Origin of the sequence: Candidatus Accumulibacter sp. ACC005 (genome assembly GCF_907163215.1) — a bacterium.
GTDB lineage: Bacteria > Pseudomonadota > Gammaproteobacteria > Burkholderiales > Rhodocyclaceae > Accumulibacter > Accumulibacter regalis.
Genome location: NZ_CAJQUB010000015.1, coordinates 1 through 19,475, shown reverse-complemented (window position 1 = coordinate 19,475; position 19,475 = coordinate 1). Strand labels below are relative to the sequence as shown.

At 64.9% G+C, this 19,475-nt stretch carries 16 protein-coding genes and 1 pseudogene; 4 read left to right on the top strand and 13 right to left on the bottom strand.

The features are described from left to right. Nucleotides 1-42: 42 nt before the first annotated feature. Complete coding sequence (bioC, locus tag QZ613_RS17990; protein ID WP_043562717.1) at nucleotides 43-930, bottom strand: malonyl-ACP O-methyltransferase BioC; 888 nt, start codon at nucleotides 928-930, stop codon at nucleotides 43-45. A 6-nt stretch (nucleotides 931-936) separates the two neighbouring features. After that, complete coding sequence (gene bioB, locus QZ613_RS17985) at nucleotides 937-1,926, bottom strand: biotin synthase BioB (RefSeq protein WP_043562719.1); 990 nt, start codon at nucleotides 1,924-1,926, stop codon at nucleotides 937-939. 93 nt (nucleotides 1,927-2,019) lie between these two features. Between bioB and QZ613_RS17980 the strand changes: the two genes are divergently transcribed. After that, the gene (locus QZ613_RS17980) at nucleotides 2,020-2,730 is read left to right on the top strand and encodes a ComF family protein (protein WP_043562720.1); all 711 of its coding nucleotides are present in this window, start codon (nucleotides 2,020-2,022) and stop codon (nucleotides 2,728-2,730) included. A 79-nt stretch (nucleotides 2,731-2,809) separates the two neighbouring features. On the opposite strand, the gene QZ613_RS17975 is transcribed toward QZ613_RS17980, so the two are convergent. The 3 genes from QZ613_RS17975 to QZ613_RS17965 are packed head-to-tail and all read right to left on the bottom strand — an operon-like array spanning nucleotide 2,810 to nucleotide 5,367. After that, nucleotides 2,810-3,718: an FHA domain-containing protein gene (locus QZ613_RS17975; RefSeq protein WP_291868160.1), complete on the bottom strand. Its 909-nt coding sequence runs from the start codon at nucleotides 3,716-3,718 to the stop codon at nucleotides 2,810-2,812. Next, the gene (gene ttcA, locus QZ613_RS17970) at nucleotides 3,718-4,602 is read right to left on the bottom strand and encodes a tRNA 2-thiocytidine(32) synthetase TtcA (RefSeq protein ID WP_291983400.1); all 885 of its coding nucleotides are present in this window, start codon (nucleotides 4,600-4,602) and stop codon (nucleotides 3,718-3,720) included. The genes QZ613_RS17975 and ttcA overlap by 1 nt, the downstream gene beginning before the upstream one ends. Nucleotides 4,603-4,629: 27 nt before the next feature. After that, nucleotides 4,630-5,367, bottom strand: coding sequence for a pteridine reductase (locus QZ613_RS17965; RefSeq protein WP_291983397.1), 738 nt, complete (start codon nucleotides 5,365-5,367; stop codon nucleotides 4,630-4,632). Between the two features lie 126 nt (nucleotides 5,368-5,493). Here QZ613_RS17965 and QZ613_RS17960 point away from each other — a divergent pair, with 126 nt between their 5' ends. Together QZ613_RS17960 and QZ613_RS17955 are read left to right on the top strand one after the other, a co-directional pair. Further along, nucleotides 5,494-6,342 carry a hypothetical protein gene (locus tag QZ613_RS17960; protein WP_043562725.1) on the top strand — a complete coding sequence of 283 codons (849 nt, stop codon included), beginning with the start codon at nucleotides 5,494-5,496 and terminating at the stop codon, nucleotides 6,340-6,342. A gap of 87 nt (nucleotides 6,343-6,429) precedes the next feature. Then, the gene (locus QZ613_RS17955) at nucleotides 6,430-7,587 is read left to right on the top strand and encodes an SAM-dependent methyltransferase (protein ID WP_291983395.1); all 1,158 of its coding nucleotides are present in this window, start codon (nucleotides 6,430-6,432) and stop codon (nucleotides 7,585-7,587) included. Nucleotides 7,588-7,670: 83 nt separating this feature from the next. Here the strand turns inward: QZ613_RS17955 and QZ613_RS17950 are convergent, their stop codons facing one another. Genes QZ613_RS17950 through QZ613_RS17940 form a run of 3 tightly spaced genes read right to left on the bottom strand, consistent with a single transcriptional unit; the run spans nucleotide 7,671 to nucleotide 11,920 of the window. After that, nucleotides 7,671-8,915 carry a multifunctional CCA addition/repair protein gene (locus tag QZ613_RS17950; protein ID WP_291981172.1) on the bottom strand — a complete coding sequence of 415 codons (1,245 nt, stop codon included), beginning with the start codon at nucleotides 8,913-8,915 and terminating at the stop codon, nucleotides 7,671-7,673. Nucleotides 8,916-8,955: 40 nt separating this feature from the next. After that, a complete protein-coding gene (locus tag QZ613_RS17945) occupies nucleotides 8,956-9,921 on the bottom strand; it encodes a complex I NDUFA9 subunit family protein (protein WP_291868174.1) in 966 nt (321 codons plus the stop codon). 40 nt (nucleotides 9,922-9,961) lie between these two features. After that, the gene (locus QZ613_RS17940; RefSeq protein ID WP_291981175.1) at nucleotides 9,962-11,920 is read right to left on the bottom strand and encodes a lytic transglycosylase domain-containing protein; all 1,959 of its coding nucleotides are present in this window, start codon (nucleotides 11,918-11,920) and stop codon (nucleotides 9,962-9,964) included. 44 nt (nucleotides 11,921-11,964) lie between these two features. Between QZ613_RS17940 and QZ613_RS17935 the strand changes: the two genes are divergently transcribed. Next, nucleotides 11,965-12,588, top strand: a complete 624-nt coding sequence (locus tag QZ613_RS17935) for a 5-formyltetrahydrofolate cyclo-ligase (RefSeq protein WP_043570841.1) — start codon at nucleotides 11,965-11,967, stop codon at nucleotides 12,586-12,588. Here the strand turns inward: QZ613_RS17935 and QZ613_RS17930 are convergent. The 5 genes and pseudogenes from QZ613_RS17930 to ilvA form a co-directional block, all read right to left on the bottom strand. Further along, nucleotides 12,585-15,746, bottom strand: coding sequence for an EAL domain-containing protein (locus QZ613_RS17930; protein WP_291983393.1), 3,162 nt, complete (start codon nucleotides 15,744-15,746; stop codon nucleotides 12,585-12,587). The genes QZ613_RS17935 and QZ613_RS17930 overlap by 4 nt on opposite strands. A 43-nt stretch (nucleotides 15,747-15,789) precedes the next feature. After that, nucleotides 15,790-15,852, bottom strand: a pseudogene (locus tag QZ613_RS21230) (hypothetical protein); the annotation flags it as partial. A 339-nt stretch (nucleotides 15,853-16,191) separates the two neighbouring features. Beyond that, nucleotides 16,192-17,373: a PatB family C-S lyase gene (locus QZ613_RS17925; protein WP_043570843.1), complete on the bottom strand. Its 1,182-nt coding sequence runs from the start codon at nucleotides 17,371-17,373 to the stop codon at nucleotides 16,192-16,194. A gap of 13 nt (nucleotides 17,374-17,386) precedes the next feature. After that, the gene (gene cysK / locus QZ613_RS17920) at nucleotides 17,387-18,319 is read right to left on the bottom strand and encodes a cysteine synthase A (RefSeq protein ID WP_043570852.1); all 933 of its coding nucleotides are present in this window, start codon (nucleotides 18,317-18,319) and stop codon (nucleotides 17,387-17,389) included. A gap of 134 nt (nucleotides 18,320-18,453) precedes the next feature. Continuing rightward, nucleotides 18,454-19,475, bottom strand: a 1,022-nt coding sequence (gene ilvA / locus QZ613_RS17915; protein ID WP_291983390.1) for a threonine ammonia-lyase, biosynthetic, incomplete at its 5' end; no start/stop codon positions are given.

The window sequence follows — 19,475 nt, the reverse complement described above, 5'->3', positions numbered from 1 at the left end:
CGCCGGGCGTTTGCCTGCCCTGGGTGGCCAGCGGCCACCAGATCAGCGCAGCCGCTGTTGCGGGTCGAAGCGGACAATGCTCAGCCCGTCGGGGGTTTTCCTCGGCGGTGCTTTCCAGGCGTGACCGTAGACCACTTCCACCGTTGCCGGTACGCGGCCATCGTCGGCAAGCCGCGCGTAGGCGGCGCGTGCCGTGGCCCAGGTGGCACGCCCGGTCAGGCCACGGCTGCGCGCCTGCATCGCGCAGCGCGAGCCGCTCTGGCGCAGATCGGCGAGCAGCTTGTCGAAGCTGGTGTAGGTCATGGTCAGCAGCTCGGCGTCCATCACCGGGTCGGAAAAGCCGCATTCAAGCAACATGTCGCCGTAGTCGTGCATGTCGGTAAAGCGTTGCGTGTGCACCTGGCCGTCGTTGAAGCTGGCGCGAAGTTCCTTCAAGGTGTCTGGCCCGAAGGTCGAGAACATGAGCAGGCCACCGACGTCGAGCACCCGGTGCGCTTCACGAAACGCCGCCAGCGGGTCGTCAAGCCAGTGCAGCATCAGGTTCGACCAGACCAGGCCGACCGACTGTGGCTTGAACGGCAGAGTGCTCGCCTGCGCCACCAGCAAGGGGGTTCGCCGGTTGCGCAGGAAGGGCATCAGCCAGCGCAAGCGTGAGCGTTTGGCCTGGCTCACCCGGAGCATGCTTTCGCAGAGATCGGCGCCGACGACAAGGGCTTCGGGATAGCGCTCGTTCAGTGCGGTGAGGCTGGCGCCGGTGCCGCAGCCGAGATCGAGAACGCGCTGCGGCGCGATGCGCACGTAGTCCAGCCTTTCCAGCATGCGGCTGCCGATCTCGCGCTGCAGCACGGCCGCCTCATCGTAGGTCGCCGCGGCGCGGGCAAAACTGCGTCGCACCTGGCGCTGATCAACGAACTGCGCCGGTGCCTTCATCGGTGACTAGATCGGGCGCAGGCCAAGCTTCTCGAACAGGGCTTCGTCGCGGTCTGCTTCGGGGTTGCCGGTGGTCAACAGCTTGTCGCCGTAGAAGATCGAGTTGGCGCCGGCCAGAAAGCAAAGCGCCTGCAACTCGTCGGACATTTCCTGGCGACCCGCCGACAGGCGCACGAAGCTCGTCGGCATGGTGATCCGCGCGGCGGCCAGGGTACGCACGAACTCGAAGCTGTCGACCGGCGCGACGTTGGCCATTGGCGTACCGGGGATCGGTACCAGATTGTTGATCGGTACTGATTCGGGCGGTGGATTGAGGTTGGCGAGCTGAACGATCAGCGCGGCGCGGTTGCGGCGCGACTCGCCCATGCCGATGATGCCGCCCGAGCAGACCTTGATTCCTGCCTCGCGCACCTGCCCGAGGGTGTCGATCCGGTCGGCGTGCTTGTGGGTGGTGATCACCTGTCCGTAGAAGGAAGCGTCGGTATCCAGATTGTGGTTGTAGTAGTCGAGGCCGGCGTCCTTGAGCTCGTCGGCCTGCCCGTCCTTGAGCATGCCCAGGGTGACGCAGGTCTGCAGACCCATGCTCTTGACGGTGCGAATCATCTCCGTGACCTTGGCCAGGTCCTTGTCTTTCGGGCCCCGCCATGCGGCGCCCATGCAGAAGCGCGAGGCGCCCTTGTCCTTGGCGGCCTGTGCGGCGGCGATCACTTCGTCGAGCGGCATCAGGGCTTCACGTTCGGTGGTGGTGCTGTAGCGCGCCGCCTGCGAGCAATAGCCGCAATCCTCCGAACAGCCGCCGGTCTTTACCGACAGCAGGGTCGAGCGCTGAATCTCGTTGGCGTTGAAGTTTTCGCGGTGCACCTGTTGTGCGCGAAACAGCAGATCCATCAAGGGAAGCTGGTAAAGTGCTTCGACATCGGCGACCGACCACTTGCCTGCTGGGGTCGAAACGGCGCGCTCCGGGCTAAGTGTCGCGGCTTGAGGAATTGCGTTCATTGGCTAGACCTATGGGTTGGGGTAATTTGAGGCCCGTTGCCCCACGGATTCGTTCATTCATCGATCCATGGATTTGCCGCGAGCCCTCCGAGGATGCCAATCTTAACTCAAACAGCCAGACGGATCCTCAGATCGTGCGCAGGACTGCTGACTCAGGATTGCCTGTTGTGCGGAGCGAGCAGCGGCGCCAGCCCACTCTGCCCGGCCTGCGAGGCCGACTTGCCGCATCTGCCCGCATCATGCTGTCCGCGCTGCGCCCTGCCGGTGCCGGGTGGCGAGGTCTGCGGCCGTTGCCTGGCCAAGCCACCAGGCTACGATCTGACCCTGGCGGCGTTTCGCTACGCCTTCCCGCTCGACAAGCTGGTGCAGTCGTTCAAGTACGGCCATCGCCTCGCTCTGGGCAGCTACTTCGGCCGCCAGCTTGCCGCCCTGCCGGGAAGCGCTTGCGCGGACCTGATCATTCCCGTGCCGCTACATCCGCTGCGCCTGCGCGCGCGCGGCTTCAATCAAGCGCTCGAACTGGCGCGTCCGGTCAGCAAAGCCTGGCGAATTCCGATCGATAGGCAGAGCTGCAGGCGCATCCGGCACACTCCTGCGCAAGCCGATCTGCCCTGGCGGGAACGGGCCGGCAACGTCCGCGGCGCCTTCCAGTGTGCAACGGATTTCACCGGCCAGCGTCTGTTGCTGGTCGACGATGTAATGACGACCGGCGCCTCTCTCGACGAACTAGCCCGCGTCGTGCGTTTGCGTGGCGCAGAACGGGTGACACTGCTGGTCGTGGCGCGCGCTTTGCCGCCAGTGTGAGCGGATAGCTCTGCCCGGGGCGCCGCGACGAGCGGTCCGGAAATACTTCCCCCCAGTGCCTGCTGGCTGCCGGCTCTGCTCAGAGATGCTCGAACTCGGCAACGTCTGCCGCCGGGCTGCTCGCCGAGGCAGCGAAGGCGATGATTCCACTGCCGCGCAGGACGAATTCCTCACACCTCAGAAACAGCTCGCTCTCGCCGTTGACGGTTACGAAAGTGCCATTGGTGCTCAGATCGCTGAGCACGAAGTGCTCGCCTCGCCGCTCGATTGTCGCGTGATTGCGCGACGCGCGGCGGTCGCGAATGGTGATCCCGCAGTTCGCATCGCGGCCCATGTCGACGCGTAAACGCGTCTTGTCGAGCACTTTGACCTGGCCGCCATAACGGACGCACAAGCGCCCGCTGTTCCTGGATGGCGCCGCCGCGGGCGCTGCCTCTGCCATGCCCGTCTTGCCCGCTCTTGTCTTGGCCTCGAGCCACACCACTTCGAATACCTCGTCGCCGGTTGGCAGCCTGTTTTCGGCTTGCTCCTGCAGGCCACGCGTCGCCGATTGCAATGGAGCGGAGAGCAGAGATCTGGTCGCGCCGCAGGTCAAGGTCTGACCAGCGCTGGCCAGATTGGCAAGGAACTCGGCGATGCTTGCCCCCTCACCATGAGCGCCCGCATCGTCCTCGCGCACCTGGCCGTGATGAAAACCGACGCGGATTGCCAGTTGGACACCGGACACCGGAGGCAGGTCGGCCACCCGCCGCTGCATGGCGATGGCGGCCTGGCAGGCGTCATCGGCGTTGTCGAAGAGAGCCGTGAGCTCATCGCGCTTGGCGTTTTTCGCGAGCCGCCCACGGAAGCCCTCAACGCCTCGCGCCACGCGCTTCCGGCAACGCTCGACGGCGTGCTCGGCTTCCGCGCCGCCCCGCTTTTCGAACAATTTCGAGCTTCCGGAGATGGCGGCAATCAGTACCGACAGCATCCTTTCCTTGTCGCTCATCACGCGCGCACCGCCAGCGGCACGCCTTGCAGGCTGGGCAGTATTTCGCCGAGCGGTGCCGGATCGAAGACCAGATCGCCGCCATCCATGGTCGCCGGATCGCCCCCTGGGCGCAGACCCTGGAAATCGAACAGCGTCTGGTCTGCCAGGTGCGAGGGAACGACTTTCTGCAGCGCGGAAAAAACCGCCTCGGTGCGCCCCGGGTAGCGGTGGTCCCAGTCGGCCATCATCGCGCGGATCTTCTGGCGCTGCAGATTGTCCTGCGAGCCACAGAGGTTGCACGGGATGATCGGGTAAGCCATGGCGCGGGCAAAACGGGCAATGTCTCTTTCGCTGCAATAGGCAAGCGGTCGGATGACCACGTGCGCGCCGTCGTCGGTCAGCAGTTTTGGGGGCATGGCCTTGAGCCGCGCGGCGAAGAGAAGGTTGAGGAACAGCGTATGGACAATGTCGTCGCGATGATGGCCGAGGGCAATCTTGTTCGCACCGACTTCCTTGGCGGTTCGGTAGATCACGCCGCGGCGCAGGCGCGAACACAGCGAGCAGGTCGTCTTGCCCTCGGGAATCTTGCTTCTGACGATCGAATAGGTGTCCTGTTCGACGATTCGATAGTCGACACCCAGCTTTGCCAGGTAGCCGGGCAGGACCTCGGCCGGGAAGCCCGGTTGCTTCTGGTCGAGGTTCATGGCGATCAGCCGGAAATCGACCGGCGCCCGTTCGCGCAACGCCATGAGGACGGAGAGCAGCGTATAGGAGTCCTTGCCGCCGGAAATGCAGACCAGAACGGTGTCGCCGTCGTCGATCATTCTGTAATCGGCGATCGCTTTGCCGGTATTGCTCTCCAGACGCCTCCTCAGGCGCTGCAAGGTGTTCGATTGTTCCACCAGTTTCCTTTCCAACGGCGTGACCAGTTACAGATGTGCGGTGCGACCGCCATCGACGTTGATCACCTGGCCAGTGATGTAGTCCGCGTCGTCCAGCAGGTAGCGCACTGCGCAGGCGATGTCCCGCGGGCAGCCGGCGCGCTGCAGCAGGGTGTGCGCGACGATGTTCTCGCGAGCTGCGCTGTCGAAAACTTCGCTATCCGGCCACAGGGTCGGCCCCGGCGCCACCGCGTTGACCCGCACCTGTGGTGCCATTTCGATGGCCAGGGCGCGCGTCAGGCCAAGCAGCCCCGCTTTCGCCGCGCAGTACAGCGGATAACCGCTCAGCGGGCGCTCGGCATGAATGTCGGTGATATTGACCACCGCTCCCTGCGTCGCCACCAGGTGCGGTGCGGCTGCCTGCGTCAGGAACAGGGGGGCTTTCAGATTGCTGCCAATGAGGTCGTCCCAGCTTGCCAGGTCGATCTTGCCCAAGGGCGTCGGAAAGAAGCTCGACGCGTTGTTCACCAGGGCATCGAGACGGCCGAATTGCGCGACCGTATTGGCGACCAGCAAGGGCAAGGCATCGACGTCCAGCAGGTCCGCCTGCAGGCAGGCTGCCGAAGACGGCCGGATGGCGTTCAGTTCGCTGGCCAGTGCCGCTGCGGCAGCCGATGCCTGGCGATAATGGAGCACCAGATTGGCGCCGGTGGCGTGCATTTCGCGGGCTATCACACTGCCCAGCCGCCGGGCCGCGCCGGTCACCAGTATCGTTTTTCCACTCATCTCCCATTCCAGGCCAGCACCAACAAGGATATGATTTTAACGGATTATTGCCCCTGCTTCGGGAAAAACAACCCGTTCTGGCGTCAGCGCGGTAGACTGCGGGTGGAGTGACTTGGGAAAAGAACGATGAGCAAACTGGACCAGGCGCTTGACGCCGACGATCTGATGATTCTGGCGGAGCGCATTGAGCAGTTGGCGGCAGACGATGCCGAATGGGTCGCTCGGCTGTTTCAGGAGTTGCTGCGCGCGCGCGCCCATGAGGGCGAACTGCTGGCCGGGCAGGCAAGCGGCGGACAGCAGCAGGAAGGGGGCGAGCGCGAGTTTGATGAGCAGCTGGCGCAGGTCGCGCTGGACACCGCCGAGTGGCTGAGAACGCTCTGGGAGGTCGGCTACATGGGGGCCGGCAACTTCCGTTCTCAGCCGCGTTCGGCATTTCCGGCGATCGATCTTGAGGACGTCAGGAAGTCCTCGCTGTTTGCGCGTATTCGCCAGGGCAAGCATGCGCTGCCATTTCCACCGCCTACCCGGCAAGGGTTGCCATGGCACGAACTCGTCGAAGGGGGCACAGGAACGCAGCTGGTCAGCGCCGAGATCGTTCGCGATGAAGTCGGTCTGCCGATGGGTGCGATCATTGAAGGCTGCAGCGAGTGGCAGGTCCTCGAGGAAGGCACCGCGAAGCAGGAGTGCGTCGTGCAGCACCAGGGGAAGGGGCCCAGGTTCCGCCTGCGGCTGTTGGCCGCGGAGAGCGCTGAGTTGCATCGCGAGCCGCCGAGTTTGACGCGCGAGATCCATCTGCAGGGGCGTGGCGGCTTCAACTCCTATACCCTCGAATGGCCGCTGGAAAATGGCCATACGCAGTTCGTTGCCTTGCGTGCTGCGACCTGGGAGCGAGCCCAGTCAGAGGCTGAGCATTGGCTGGCGATCACCCACCCGGAGTTGTACGGGCAAGTGCGCTTCGTGGCTGCAGAGAACTGAGCCGTCGACCGACTGGACGGCGAGGCATCCGGCAGTGAAGCGCCCGTGGTCGATCGTCGCCTTGCTCCGCCTTCGCTGACCGCCGCCATGACATTACCCGCACCGACGACCGAGGCGCTGGCCTTCAGCACCGCGCTCAGCGGTCATCTTGTCCGTGAGATTGACGCGGGCGGCGGCTGGATCGGCTTTGATCGCTTCATGGACCTTGCGCTCTACGCGCCGGCGATGGGCTACTACTCAGGCGGCGCCCACAAGTTTGGTGCGGCGGGCGATTTTGTCACCGCTCCGGAACTCTCTCCGGTTTTTGCCCAGACGCTCGCCGCGCAGGTGCGACAGATCCTCGCGCTCAGCTCTCCGCAGATCATTGAAGTTGGCGCCGGCAGCGGCCAACTGGCAGCCGACCTGCTGCGCGAACTCGAGTCACGTGGAGTGCTTCCCGAAAGCTACGCCATTCTCGAACTGTCCGGCGAACTGCGGGCGCGGCAGCGCCAGGTGATTGCCGCCCAGGTGCCGCATCTGCTGTCGCGGGTGTCCTGGCTCGAGCGCCTGCCCGAGCGCTTCGCTGGGCTGGTGCTGGCCAACGAAGTGCTCGATGCGATGCCGGTGCACCTCGTCGTCTGGAACGAGACGGGCGTCGCAGAGCGCGGCGTCACCGTCAAGCACGGGCAGTTTGCGTGGGTCGATCGCCCGGCTAGCGGCAGGCTGCGCGAGCGGGCACTGGCACTGGCCGCCGAATGCGCCCTGCCACCCGGGTACCTGAGCGAGGTTTCGTTGGCCGCAGGTGCCTGGGTCGCGGAGTGGGCGGCACGTCTCGGGTGCGGCGCCCTGTTGCTGATTGACTACGGTTTTCCGCGCCGCGAGTACTACCATCCGCAACGCAGCGCCGGCACGCTGATGTGCCACTACCGCCACCACGCCCACGGCGAGCCTTTCTATCTGCCTGGTTTGCAGGACATCACCGCGCACGTCGATTTCACGGCGATCGTCGAAAGCGGCTGTTCGGCTGGTCTGGAATTGCTCGGCTACAGCACGCAGTCGAGCTTCCTCCTCGACTGTGGCCTGGCTGCGGTTCTCGCACGAACGCCAAGCAGTGATGCGCGGCGCTACCTGCCCCTGGCCAGTGCCGCCAACAAGCTGGTTTCACCGGCGGAAATGGGCGAGCTGTTCAAGGTGATGGCGCTTGGCAAGGGTATTGCCGAGCCACTGCTCGGCTTTGCCAGCGGCGACCGCAGCCGGACCCTCTGAAGCCGCCCGCCACTGCCGGTGGCCTTGCCAGTGTCCCCGGCGTCGCTCGCGCTGCTGGCGGCCTGCTGGCAGGCTCGGGCCGACTACGTGCGCTGCACAGGCGCGGTCTCTGCCCCGGGCTTCACGAGTGGTGCCAGCGCGGCCACGCGAGCGGCGTGTATCCGCGCGCCAATCTCGGCGGGTTCCGGGCAGCTGCCGGCAATCGCCGCGGCATCGATGCCGCGTGCCAGCAGCAGGGCCTGGCGAAGAAGTGGCGCTGCTGGATAGCCGGCGTCCTGCCAGCCCAGGCGACCCTGAAAGTCGCAGGTGCAGGCTTCGAGCAGCTGCTCGAAGCGCTCGGGGCGGCGCAAGGCGTCGGTGTTTTCGAGCAGCCTGACGATCTCTGCCGTCGCCAGTTGCCCGGCGCGATGTACGTCGCCGTGATGGCGTGCGACGAGGAGCGCCAGATCCCGGCACTCGATCGGTACTCTGAGGCGCTTGCACACCGCGCTCGCCAGTTCGACGCTGCGCGCTTCGTGACCCGGATGGCGTGGCAAGTCGGCAGCAGCCGTCTCGCCCTTGCCGAGATCGTGGAGCAATACGGCGAAGCGTACCGGTAGCGTGCAGCCGCGCTGCGCCGATTGATCGACGACCATCATGACATGCACGCCGGTATCGATTTCCGGGTGCATCTCGGCGCGTTGCGGTACGCCGTAAAGGCGGTCCAGTTCGGGCAGCAGTCGGCGCAGCGCTCCGCATTCGCGCAGTACGTCGAACATCCGCGACGGTTTTTCTTCCAGCAGACCCTTGGCCAGTTCCTGCCAGACGCGTTCGGGGACCAGGTGGTCGAGCTCGCCGCTGGCGACCATTTCTTGCGCCAGGGCCACGGTTTCCGGGGCTACCGTAAAAGCGGTGAAGCGAGCGGCGAAGCGGGCAAGGCGAAGGACGCGCACCGGGTCCTCGACGAAGGCCGGACCGACGTGGCGCAGTACGCGCGCGGCGAGATCATCGACACCGCGATGGGGGTCGATGAGCATCCCATCGGCACTGCGCGCAATGGCGTTGATGGTCAGGTCGCGGCGCGCCAGATCCTCACTCAGGCTGACTTCCGGTGCGGCGCGAAAAGCAAAGCCCTTGTAGCCGCGGCCCGTCTTGCGTTCGGTCCGCGCCAGCGCATATTCCGCGTGCGACTGCGGGTGCAGGAAAACCGGGAAATCCCTGCCGACGGGCTTGAAGCCGCGGGCGAGCATCTCCTCGGGTGAGGCGCCGACGACGACGTAATCACGATCCTGAACCGGCAAGCCGAGCAGTTCGTCGCGGATGGCGCCGCCGACGGTGAAGATCTCCATCAGGACGCTGGCCGGCGCTTAGCGCGGCGCGCCAGCCAGCTCAGCGACCGGCACGGAGGCGATAGCGATCCAGGCGAACCTGCCCCTGCTCGGCTGGCGACAGGTAGGTCGGGGCCACGGCTTCCAGGGCTGTTGGCTGCCAACCAGGATAGTCGTGTGCGCCATCGCTGACGCTGTCTACGTCCATCGAACGCAGGTTGTCCGGCGACATCGGCGGGTTTGGCAGCAGCCACAGCAGGCCGGCCTGCAGGTAGGCCCAGCCGCCGTTGCCTAGATCGATGATGCGCCGGCGCTTGCCGACCAGTTGGGCCGTGTACTCGACCAGCTCACGCAGCGTGTAGACCTTAGGACCACAGAGGTCGTAAGTCTGGCCAAAGGTGTTGCGATCGTTGAGGCTGTCGCAGAAAGCCTTCGCCACGTCGCCAACAAAGACCGGCTGGAAGCGCGCGGAGGCGCCGCCGAGCGGGAAAATCGGGAACAGTTTGAGCAATTTGGCAAACATGTTGAGGAAAGCGTCACCCGGGCCGAAAATCACCGACGGTCGAAATACCGTGATCTCCAGTTCGTCCATGGCCGCCCCGACCACGGCTTCTCCTTCACCCTTCGAGCGCAGATACTCCGATGCCCCGTCGCCGGCTGCATTCAGCGCGCTCATGTGCACCAGGCGCCGGACGCCGCTTTGTTTCATGGCCGCGACAATGTTCCTCGGCAGGTCGACATGTGCCGCGGCGAAACCCTTGCCGTAAGGCAGGCGCGAATCCTTGTCGTGGAGTATGCCGACCAGGTTGATGACGGCGTCCTGGCCGCGCATCAGTTCGACGAGGGCCTGTGAATCGTTCACCTTGGCTTCGACCATCTCGACGGTCGGCAGCATGATCAGCTTCTTGGTGTTGTCGCGGTGGCGGGTAGCGATCGTCACCCGTACGCCGCGTTGCGAAAGGCAGCTGGCGATCCAACCGCCGACAAAACCACTGCCGCCGATCAACAGCACGTTCTTGAGTTCCATAGCGTTCTACCGGTGAAATGAGTGTCGAGAAAGCATGATTCTAAGGCAAATCCTCGCCCTTGGCTTCGCCGCCGGTGCGGGGAGCGATGACCCCGAGCCGGTTCTTGAGCGTTTGCGGTCGGCCGTCGAACAGTGCCGAGTAATAGACCGAATTGCTCATCACCTTCTTGACGTAGTCCCTGGTTTCGCCGAAAGGAATCGTTTCCGCATAGATTGCCCCTTCCAGCGGCACGTCGGCGCGCCATCTGCGCGCCCGACCCGGCCCGGCGTTGTAGGCCGCCGAGGCGAGCACCGGGTGATTGTCGAGGCTCTCGAGCACCAGCCGCATGTAGCTGGTGCCGAGCAGCAGGTTGATTTCGGTGTCGTTGACCTTGCCCTGGTGGTAATCCTTGAGACCAATCTTGCCGGCTACCCATTTGGCGGTGGCCGGCATCAGCTGCATCAGACCGGAAGCACCGGCACCCGAACGCGCATTGGTGACGAAGCGGCTCTCCTGGCGCATCAGGCCATATACCCAGGCGTCGTCGAGCGCCTGGTTGCGTGCTGCCGGCCGCACCTGATCGCCAAACGGTGCCAGGTAGCGCAGCGAGTAGTCGTGTTCACTGCGCGTTCGGTCGGCCGTGGCAATGGCACGGTCGTAGATGTCGGCACGCAAGGCGATCGCGGATGCGGTCAGCAGTTCCCGGTCGCTCATTCCGCGCAGGGCCCAGTTCCATTCGCGGACAGCTTCCGAGCGCAGATTGAGGCGGAAGAAAGCCAGTGCGCGTTGCACGCCGGGATTGGCGTGAACGGCGGCCAATTCTTCCTTGCTCGGCGGTGACGCCTGCGGTGGTGGTGCAATCGGCTGGCCGAGGTCGTCACTGGCCAGGTTGCCATAAAAATCGGGTTGTCCGGCGATCTTCATAAACAGCGCATTCGCTTCGGCAAGTCGACCGCCGGCACGGTAGGCGCGGCCCAGCCAGTAGATCCAGGCCGGCTGCGCGGCAAGTTCCGGCGGCATCGCTTCGATCGTCGAGCGCACGGCGCCCCAGTCCTGTGCGCGTAGCGCCGCGCGGACCTTCCACTCCGCCACGTCGTCCGAAAGTGGCGCGTCACCCGCCTGCCGATACCACTCGATGGCCTCTGGCATGTGGTCCTGCGCCGCCTGGCGGCCGATCTGGGCCCACGCCCAGCCCAGTTGATCCTTGTTCAGCGAAGGCGCTATCCGCTGCAGTTGCTGTGCAGCCATGCGCGGGTCGTTGCGGGCGATGCGCTGGATAGCGAGGACGGCCAGCTCGCGTTGCATGCGATTGCCGGAAAAATCGCCCGGCAATCTGATCAGCCAGGGCAGCGGCGCGCCGATGATCGTTTGCGCCAGCTTCTTGTCCGGCGTCTGGCTGGGCGGCAGATAGTTCATGCTGTACGCCGCCGCAGTGGTCTTGTTGGCCTCGAACTGGTTGCGAATGCGCGCCCAGACGGCGTCGGCGAGGACCCGCTTTTCGAGTATCAGTGCCTCCAGCACCGGGTAGCAGGGTTCCGGCGGCTCGAGCAGAGTCAACCACAGCGGCAAGGCATCGTCGAGCATGGTCGGGTCGCCGCGTGCGCGCCTGCTCTGCAGCGAATAGCAGGCGAGATCCTGCGCCGGGGCTTGCAGCAGACCCGGGAACTCGGCGTCGAAGGCCGCCCATTGCTGCTGCTTGCCGGTCTGTCGGAGCCAGTCCGTGCGCAACTTCTCGGCGACGTAGGTGTTCTGGTGTCGGTTCAGGAAAGCCGCGACGGTCGCCGGATCGGCCTCCTTCAAGTCGAGGAGAAGCTGCCAGTAATCGACATAGGCCGCCAGTTCGTAACCCTGCAGCGTCGCCGCCAGTTGCTCGAGGCGGACTCTGTCGCCGTTGCGAGCGGCGCTGCGGGCGGCGAGAAACTGCTCGTCTGCGTCCGTCGCGACGGCGCCGAGCGGGGTCAGAAACCAGCTGCCGAGGACGATCAGGATGGTGTGGCGGAGGGTGTCGCGAAACTTCATGGTAAGCTGGATTTCCCTGAAAATATCGGTTTTGAGCATATCACATGGCTGCCGGACCAATCTCTGCAATCGCTGTCGACGGACCGGCCGGCGAGCGCCTGGCGGCGCGTTGCGCAGTGCGCAAGAGCCTGCTCGATCGCCGCCTGGCGCTGACTGCCGAGCAGTGCGCGCAACTCTCCAGCCGCGTCTGCGCGCACTTGCGCGACGGCTTCCCGCATTTGTCGGCGCTGGCCGTCGGTTTCTGTTGGCCGATGAAGAATGAAGCCGATCTCAGGCCGTTGATCGAGGAATGGGCCAGTGCGGGCAGGCGAGGCTTCAGCGCGTTGCTGCCGGTGGTCATCGACGAGCAGCAGGCGTTGGCATTTCGCGCCTGGTCCGCGGACAGCGTCATGTTCGCCGATCGCTATGGCATTCCAACCCCGGCTGGCGGCGACTTTCTGATTCCCGAGGCGCTGTTGTTGCCGGTGAATGGCTTCGACCTCGCCGGCTACCGCCTCGGCTACGGGGGGGGCTATTTCGACCGCACCCTGGCCCTGCTCTCGCCGCGACCCTTGGTCGTCGGGGTCGGATTCGAACTGGGCCGGCTGGACACCATCGTTCCCCAGCCGCACGACCAGCCCCTCGACGCGGTGGTTACCGAAGCCGGTATCTTCCGGCCGTTGCGCTAGGCTGGCTGGCGGCCGAGAACGAAGGCTGCCAGCGCATCGGCAGGCATCGGGCGCGCTATCCAGTAACCCTGGATTTCGTCGCATTGACAGAGACGCAGCTGCGCGGCGACCTCGGCATCCTCGACACCCTCGGCGATTGCGCGCAGCTTGAGCGCGTGCGCCATCTGGACGATGGCGCGAACGATTGCCGCGTCGTCGGCGTTGCTGACCAGGTCGCGGACGAAGGGGCGGGCGATCTTCAGTTTGTCCACCGCGAAACGTTTCAGGTAAGCAAGGCTCGAGTAGCCGGTACCGAAATCGTCTACGGATAGTTTGACGCCGATCGCCTTCAGGCGGCGGGCAGTGTCGAGCGTTGCTTCAGCGTCGTGAATCAGGATCGATTCGGTCAGTTCGAGTTCCAGCCATTGCGAGTCGAGGTCGGCGAGGACCAGCGAGTTGATCACCGTTTCGAGCAGATCGCTGCGCCGGAACTGCACGCCGGAAAGGTTGACCGCGACGCTGAAGGGCGGCAGCCCGGCCGCCTGCCAGGCGCTCGCCTGACGGCAGGCTTCGCCGAGAACCCACTTGCCGAGCGGCACGATCAGACCCGTCTCTTCGGCAATCGGGATGAATTTGGCCGGCGCAACCAATCCGTGATCCGGGCTCTGCCAGCGCACCAGCGCTTCGACGCCGACGATCGCGCCCGAAGCCAGGTCGATCTGCGGCTGATAGTGCAGGACGAATTCGGAACGCTCGAGTGCCCGCCGCAGACGAGTTTCGAGATGCATGTGCTCGACCGCCTGGACGTTCATCTGCTCGGTGAAGAAGCGGTGCGCGTTGCGGCCGGAGTGCTTGGCGTGATACATGGCCGTGTCGGCCTTCTGCGTCAGGCTGTCGAAATCGTCGCCATCGTCGGGAAAGAGCGAAATACCGATCGAGAACGAGGTGGACAAGGCGTGCTGGCCGATCAGAAACGGTTCGCCCATGCGCTGCTGGATCTTGTCCGCCAGCCGCGACACCGACTCGCTGTCGCCCGCGTCCCTGAGGACGATCAGGAACTCGTCGCCGCCCTGCCGGCTGATGGTGTCGGATTCGCGAACACAGGTGCCGAGCCGGGCGACAACGGCCTGGAGCAACTTGTCGCCGACCGGGTGGCCGAGCGAGTCGTTGATCGTCTTGAAGCGGTCGAGGTCGAGGAACATCAGGGCGACGCGGCCGTGCGACCGCCTGGCCAGCGCCAGGGCCTGCTCGAGGCGGTCGCGCAGGAGCAGGCGGTTGGGCAGCCCTGTCAGCGGGTCGTGGTGGGCCAGGAATTCGGCGCGTTGCTGCGCGGCCTTGCGCTCGGTGATGTCGGTAAATGTGGCTACGGCGGCGTTAGCCTGCGTCGCGGTGCCGGTGCACAAGGGCGAGGCATTGATCAATATCCAGCGCACGCTGCCGTCGGCGGCGCGCAATCCCATGACCGTTTCGCGCACTTCGCAGGCTTCGCGGATGGCGATCACCCAGGGCCAGTCCTCGCTGGCAAAAGGTGTTCCATCCTCGCGCAGCCTGGTCGTGCCGGCGGCAAGCGAAACGCCGCCGGAAAACGTTTCCTGCGAGTCGGCGAAAATTTCTTCGGCGGCGGGGTTGGCAAAGATCAGTTTTCCCGCCTGCGACCACAGCATCAGCCCTTCGGCCATCGCCGACACCACGCCACGGAAGCGGCTCTCGCTTTCGTGCAGACGGTCGATCATCTGCCGCAACTCGCTGACATCCTCCTTGATGGCGACAAAGCTGGTGGTGCGACCCTGACTGTCCTCGACCGGTGCGATCATGGCGCGTTCGTGATAAAGCGAGCCGTCGCGACGTCTGTTCTCGAACTCGCCATGCCAGGTGTCGCCGGCCTTGAGCTTTGCCCACAGGTCGGCGTAGGTGGCCGCTGGCGTACGTCCTGATTTGAGTATCGCCGGCGTCTGGCCGATGACCTCATCCTTTGCATAACCGGTCGTTTCGACGAACTTGTCGTTGACGTATTCGATACGCCCCTGGGTATCGGTAATGATGATCGTGGCCGGGTTCTGCTCGACGACCAGCGAGAGCTTGCGTGCCCAGGCCTCGGCCACGTGGCGTTCGGTGATCTCGTGGAAAATGCCGAGGATGCTTGTTTCGCCAGTTGGTTTGGTGTGTTCCGGGACCAGAACGCCGTCGAAGAAGCGTGGACCCTGGAGCGTCGGAAAACCGAACTCGATCTGCTGCGCACAGTTGGTTTCGTAGACTGCTGCCAGCGCACGCTCCCAGCGCTCGATCAGCGCCGCGTCCAGATCGGGGAAGTCGGCGAACACCTCGCGCACGGTCCTTCCGAGAACGCTGCCTGGTTGAAGGCCCAGCGAACGTTCGAAGGAGGCGTTGGTGAACAGGTGGCGATACTGAGCGTCGTAGCGACTGATGATCACCGGCAGATTCTCGACCAGCGTCCGGTACGAGTTCTGCCGTTCGAGGAGGTCGGCCGTCCGCTCGCGGACCAGTTCCTCGGCCATCGCGCGCCGGTTCAGCACGTTGTGCAGGTAGATCAGCAGGAGCAGGGTGAACAGCGCGCCGAGCAGCGGAACGTAAGGCACCATCGGCGAATAATTGCGCTCCAGCCAGCCCGGCGTAGCCTCTATCTCTACCGACCACAGCCGCCGTCCAATCTCGACCTCGGCTCGGTAGCCGTTGATCGCCGCCGCCTTTGCGCGCTGCGTCGGAGGCTGCCCGGCAGGGGTCCAGGCACGAATCAGCTGCTGTTCCTCCGGCCGCGTCTGGTCGACCAGGAAGACGTTCAGGCCGGTTTCGGTATCCCCGGCGTTGGCGGCGTCGAACATCTGATTCATGCTCAGGACACCGAGGACGATGCCCCTGATCGCCGCACGGCGCTGATCGCGGGTGGGAGGGACTTTGCCGCCACGGTAGACGGGTGCGCAGATGACCACGGTGTCGGTCTGTCGGTTGTCGATGAGGAGCGGGCCAAGATCGCTGCTCACCTGCAGGCCGGTATCAATCGCCTGCTCGATGAGCGGCCCGCGGTTCGACGCGGCGTGCAGATTGACCCCGATGGCCAGGTGATTGGGCTCGTAGGGCACGGCATAGAGGACCGGGAAATAGCGTGGGCGATCGCCTACCGGCCTGCGTTGCTCCTTCAGCGTTGCGTTCGCTGATCGCAAAGGAGTTGCCCCAAATCCGGCGGGCGCGGCGCTCGAAGTTGTCGCGATCAGCCGCCTCGACGACGGGCAACCAGCCAAAACCGCGAATGCCGCGATCGCCGACCATTGGTCCGGCGAACGCCTCGAAAGCACGCCAATCGACCGCTTCAACGCTGCTGAAAAGGCGTTGCAAGGTCGTCAGGTTGTCCAGCTGATCGACAATCCGCTGCCTGACGAGGTCGGCACGCGTTGCCGCTGCCTGGCGAAAGCGTTGTTCAAGGCGTTCCTGGGCGGCGTTCGACAATGAGCTGCTCACCCAGCCGGTAATCGCCGCAGCGGCCAAGGCGACGCCGATCAGGATCGCTGCGTGGCCAGACCAGGACCGGCGTGAAAAGAAAGAGAATGCCATTTACTACGATTGCCCTTGTTGGCACCCAGAGTCTCGCATGCTAGGCGCGCGGTTCGACTAAAGCAATGCGCTTCTCGCCGGTGGCAGTCGCCCGGGCAAGGCCGAACAGGCACTGAGCATGCGCTCGAGTGCTGCATCCAGCGTCGCGCGCGGACACCCGAAATTGAGTCGCAACCAGCCGGGAAGGCCAAAATCAGCGCCATTGGACAGGCCGACGCCGGCGTTCTCGAAAAAAACCGCGGCGTCGCCGACGCCGAGGGCGCGCGCGTCGATCCACGCCAGGTAGGTCGCCTCGACCTGGTTCACGGTCAGACCCGGGATGTCGCCGAGTACCGCTGCCACCCGGTCGCGGTTGTCGCGCAGAACGGCGAGCAGCGCCTGTTGCCAGTCATCGCAGTCGCGATACGCGGCTTCCGTTGCCGCCAGGCCCAGGGCATTCACATGCGGGACGATGCCGTGCATTGTCGCCTTGAAGCGCCGCCGCAGCGCAGCGTCGGGAATGACCGCGAAAGCGCAACCGAGACCGGGAATATTGTAGGTTTTCGAGGGCGCCATCAGGGTGATGCTGCGCTGCGCGATGTCGGCGTCGATCGTCGCCAGCGGCCGGTGTCGCAGGTGTCGGTCGAGCAGCAACTGGCAGTGGATTTCGTCGGAACAGACGATCAGCTGGTGGCGTTTGCAGAAGGCCGCGATCTGGGCGAGTTCGTCATCGTCCCAGGCGCGCCCCACCGGGTTGTGCGGGTGGCAGAGGAGCAGCAGGTGGCTGCTCGGCGTCACCGCCTTGTGCAAGGCGGCGAAATCCCACACCCAGCGGCCGCCAAGCTGCTGCAGCGCGGCGGTGGCCAGTTCCTTGCCGGCCAGGCCGGGTGCCGAGAGGAACGGGGGATAGACCGGCGTCGCCGTCAACACATCGCCGTCGACCGCGCGGCAGGCGACGTTGAGCCCGCTGACCAGCCCCGGCAGCCAGACCAGCCAGTCCGCCTCGATCTGCCAGTCGTAGGCGCGCTGCAGATGCCCGAGGACGGCAGCGAGCAGCGACGGGGTCGCCTCTGCGTAGCCGAAACAGCCGTGGGCGACGCGCTTTTCAAGGGCGCTGATGATCGCCGGCGGCGCCGCAAAATCCATGTCGGCAACCCACAGGGGGAGCACGTCGCGGTCAGCGTAGCGGTTCCACTTCAGCGAGTCGCCGTGGCGACGGTCGATGACGCGGTCGAAGCAGAAATCACTCACCGGCAGCATCGGCACAATGCACTCAGACTTCGAGGTCCGCAAAGAGGGCCGTCGACAGGTAGCGTTCCCCGAAAGAGGGAATGACGACGACGGTCAGCTTGCCCGCGTTCTGCGGCCGCCGCGCGACTTCCATCGCCGCCCATACTGCGGCCCCGGAAGAAATGCCGACGAGCAGGCCTTCTTCGGTGGCCATTCTGCGGGCGGTGGCGAAAGCGTCGTCCGCGCTGACCCGCAGCACTTCGTCGTAGATCGCCGTGTTGAGCACCTTCGGCACGAAGCCGGCGCCGATGCCCTGGATCGGATGCGGTCCCTTCGTTCCACCGGAGAGCACCGGCGAAGCGTCGGGCTCGACGGCGATCACCTGCACGCCGGGCTTCCTCTCCTTGAGCACTTCGCCGACGCCGGTAATCGTGCCGCCGGTGCCGACACCGGCGACGAAAATGTCGACCTGGCCATGCGTGTCACGCCACACCTCTTCAGCCGTCGTCGTACGGTGGATGGCCGGGTTGGCCGGGTTTTCGAACTGCTGCGGGATGTAGTAGCGCGAATCGGCGGCGGCCATGGCTTCGGCGCGGCCGATGGCGCCGCCCATCCCGTCCGGCCCGGGCGTGAGGACCAGTTCGGCCCCGTACGCCTTGAGCAGCAGGCGGCGCTCGCGGCTCATCGTTTCCGGCATCACGAAGCAGCACTTGATCCCGCGCGCCGCGCAGACCATTGCCAGACCGATGCCGGTGTTGCCCGAGGTCGGTTCAAGAACGATCGTTTCCGGGCCGATCCGGCCGGCAGCCTGCGCGTCGTCGATCATGGCCATGGCGATGCGATCCTTGACGCTGTGCGCCGGATTGCAGAACTCCAGCTTGGCGGCGATGGTGCCTTCGATGCCGGCAGTGATTCGATGCAGTCTGACCAGTGGCGTATTGCCGATCAGGCCGGTGACGTCGTTGACGATGTTCATGGGCATCTCGATGATCTCCTCGAAAGTGTGCGGTGTCTGGACCGGCTCGGGAACGAACAGCGGCGTGTGAGAGGTCAAGGCCGCTGGCGTTGCCGGCCAAGCCTATCACCGCTACGGGTGTCTGCGGCGTGAAACTAGCCCAGGAACAGCTTGTACGCCTGGTTGTTGGTCTCGTTCCAGTGCGCGTAGCCGACCTTCTTCAGGAAGTCCTCGAATTCGTTCATTTCACTCGGCGGTACCTGCATGCCGACCAGTACTCGCCCGTAGTCGGCGCCGTGGTTGCGGTAGTGAAAAAGACTGATGTTCCAGCCCGCGCTCATGCTGTTGAGAAATTTCATCAGTGCGCCAGGGCGTTCGGGAAACTCGAAACGGTAAAGAAGCTCGTTGCTGATGCGTGGCGAGTGGCCGCCAACCAGATGGCGGATGTGCCCCTTGGCCATTTCGTCGTCGGTCAGATCGAGGGCCGGATAATCGTGCCTGTGCAGCTGTTCGAGGAGCTTTATCGATTCGGCGCGGGAACCGACCTGGATGCCGACGAAGACGTGTGCGTCGCGCTGGTCGTTGTAGCGGTAGTTGAACTCGGTGATGTTGTGCGATCCGATCAACGACACGAATCGCTTGTAGGCACCGGGTTTCTCGGGCAGGGTCACGGCAAAGACGGCTTCGCGTTGTTCGCCCAGTTCCGCGCGTTCGGCAACGAAGCGCAGACGGTCGAAGTTGAGGTTGGCGCCGGAGGCGATGGCGACCAGCGTCTTGTCTTTCAATTTGTGCGCGCGGGCGTATTCCTTGGCGCCGGCCACCGCCAGCGCGCCCGCCGGTTCGAGGACCGCGCGGGTGTCCTCGAAGACGTCCTTGATCGCCGCGCAAATGGCGTCGGTATTTACCAGCACCATTTCATCGACGTACATCTGGCAGAGGCGGAAGGTCTCCTCGCCGACGTATTTGACCGCCGCACCGTCGGCAAACAGGCCGACATGGTCGAGCCGCACGCGCTTGCCGGCCGCCAGCGAGCGCGCCATGGCGTCGGCGTCGCTGGCTTCAACCCCGATGATCCTGGTCTCCGGCCGGACCCGCTTGATGTACGCGGCAACGCCGGAAATCAGTCCGCCACCCCCGACACAGCAGAATACGGCATGGATCGGTTTGCCGTGCTGGC

What these genes read in the sequence shown, in the direction of transcription:
- QZ613_RS17925 (WP_043570843.1), bottom strand. Translation starts at nt 17,373, where the DNA reads ATGCTGCCGGTGAGTGATTTCTGCTTCGACCGCGTCATCGACCGTCGC.
- cysK (WP_043570852.1), bottom strand. Translation starts at nt 18,319, where the DNA reads ATGAACATCGTCAACGACGTCACCGGCCTGATCGGCAATACGCCACTG.
- QZ613_RS17965 (WP_291983397.1), bottom strand. Translation starts at nt 5,367, where the DNA reads ATGAGTGGAAAAACGATACTGGTGACCGGCGCGGCCCGGCGGCTGGGC.
- QZ613_RS17940 (WP_291981175.1), bottom strand. Translation starts at nt 11,920, where the DNA reads ATGAAGTTTCGCGACACCCTCCGCCACACCATCCTGATCGTCCTCGGC.
- bioB (WP_043562719.1), bottom strand. Translation starts at nt 1,926, where the DNA reads ATGAACGCAATTCCTCAAGCCGCGACACTTAGCCCGGAGCGCGCCGTT.
- QZ613_RS17935 (WP_043570841.1), top strand. Translation starts at nt 11,965, where the DNA reads ATGGCTGCCGGACCAATCTCTGCAATCGCTGTCGACGGACCGGCCGGC.
- QZ613_RS17950 (WP_291981172.1), bottom strand. Translation starts at nt 8,915, where the DNA reads ATGGAGATCTTCACCGTCGGCGGCGCCATCCGCGACGAACTGCTCGGC.
- QZ613_RS17980 (WP_043562720.1), top strand. Translation starts at nt 2,020, where the DNA reads ATGCCAATCTTAACTCAAACAGCCAGACGGATCCTCAGATCGTGCGCA.
- QZ613_RS17975 (WP_291868160.1), bottom strand. Translation starts at nt 3,718, where the DNA reads ATGAGCGACAAGGAAAGGATGCTGTCGGTACTGATTGCCGCCATCTCC.
- QZ613_RS17945 (WP_291868174.1), bottom strand. Translation starts at nt 9,921, where the DNA reads ATGGAACTCAAGAACGTGCTGTTGATCGGCGGCAGTGGTTTTGTCGGC.
- QZ613_RS17955 (WP_291983395.1), top strand. Translation starts at nt 6,430, where the DNA reads ATGACATTACCCGCACCGACGACCGAGGCGCTGGCCTTCAGCACCGCG.
- bioC (WP_043562717.1), bottom strand. Translation starts at nt 930, where the DNA reads ATGAAGGCACCGGCGCAGTTCGTTGATCAGCGCCAGGTGCGACGCAGT.
- QZ613_RS17960 (WP_043562725.1), top strand. Translation starts at nt 5,494, where the DNA reads ATGAGCAAACTGGACCAGGCGCTTGACGCCGACGATCTGATGATTCTG.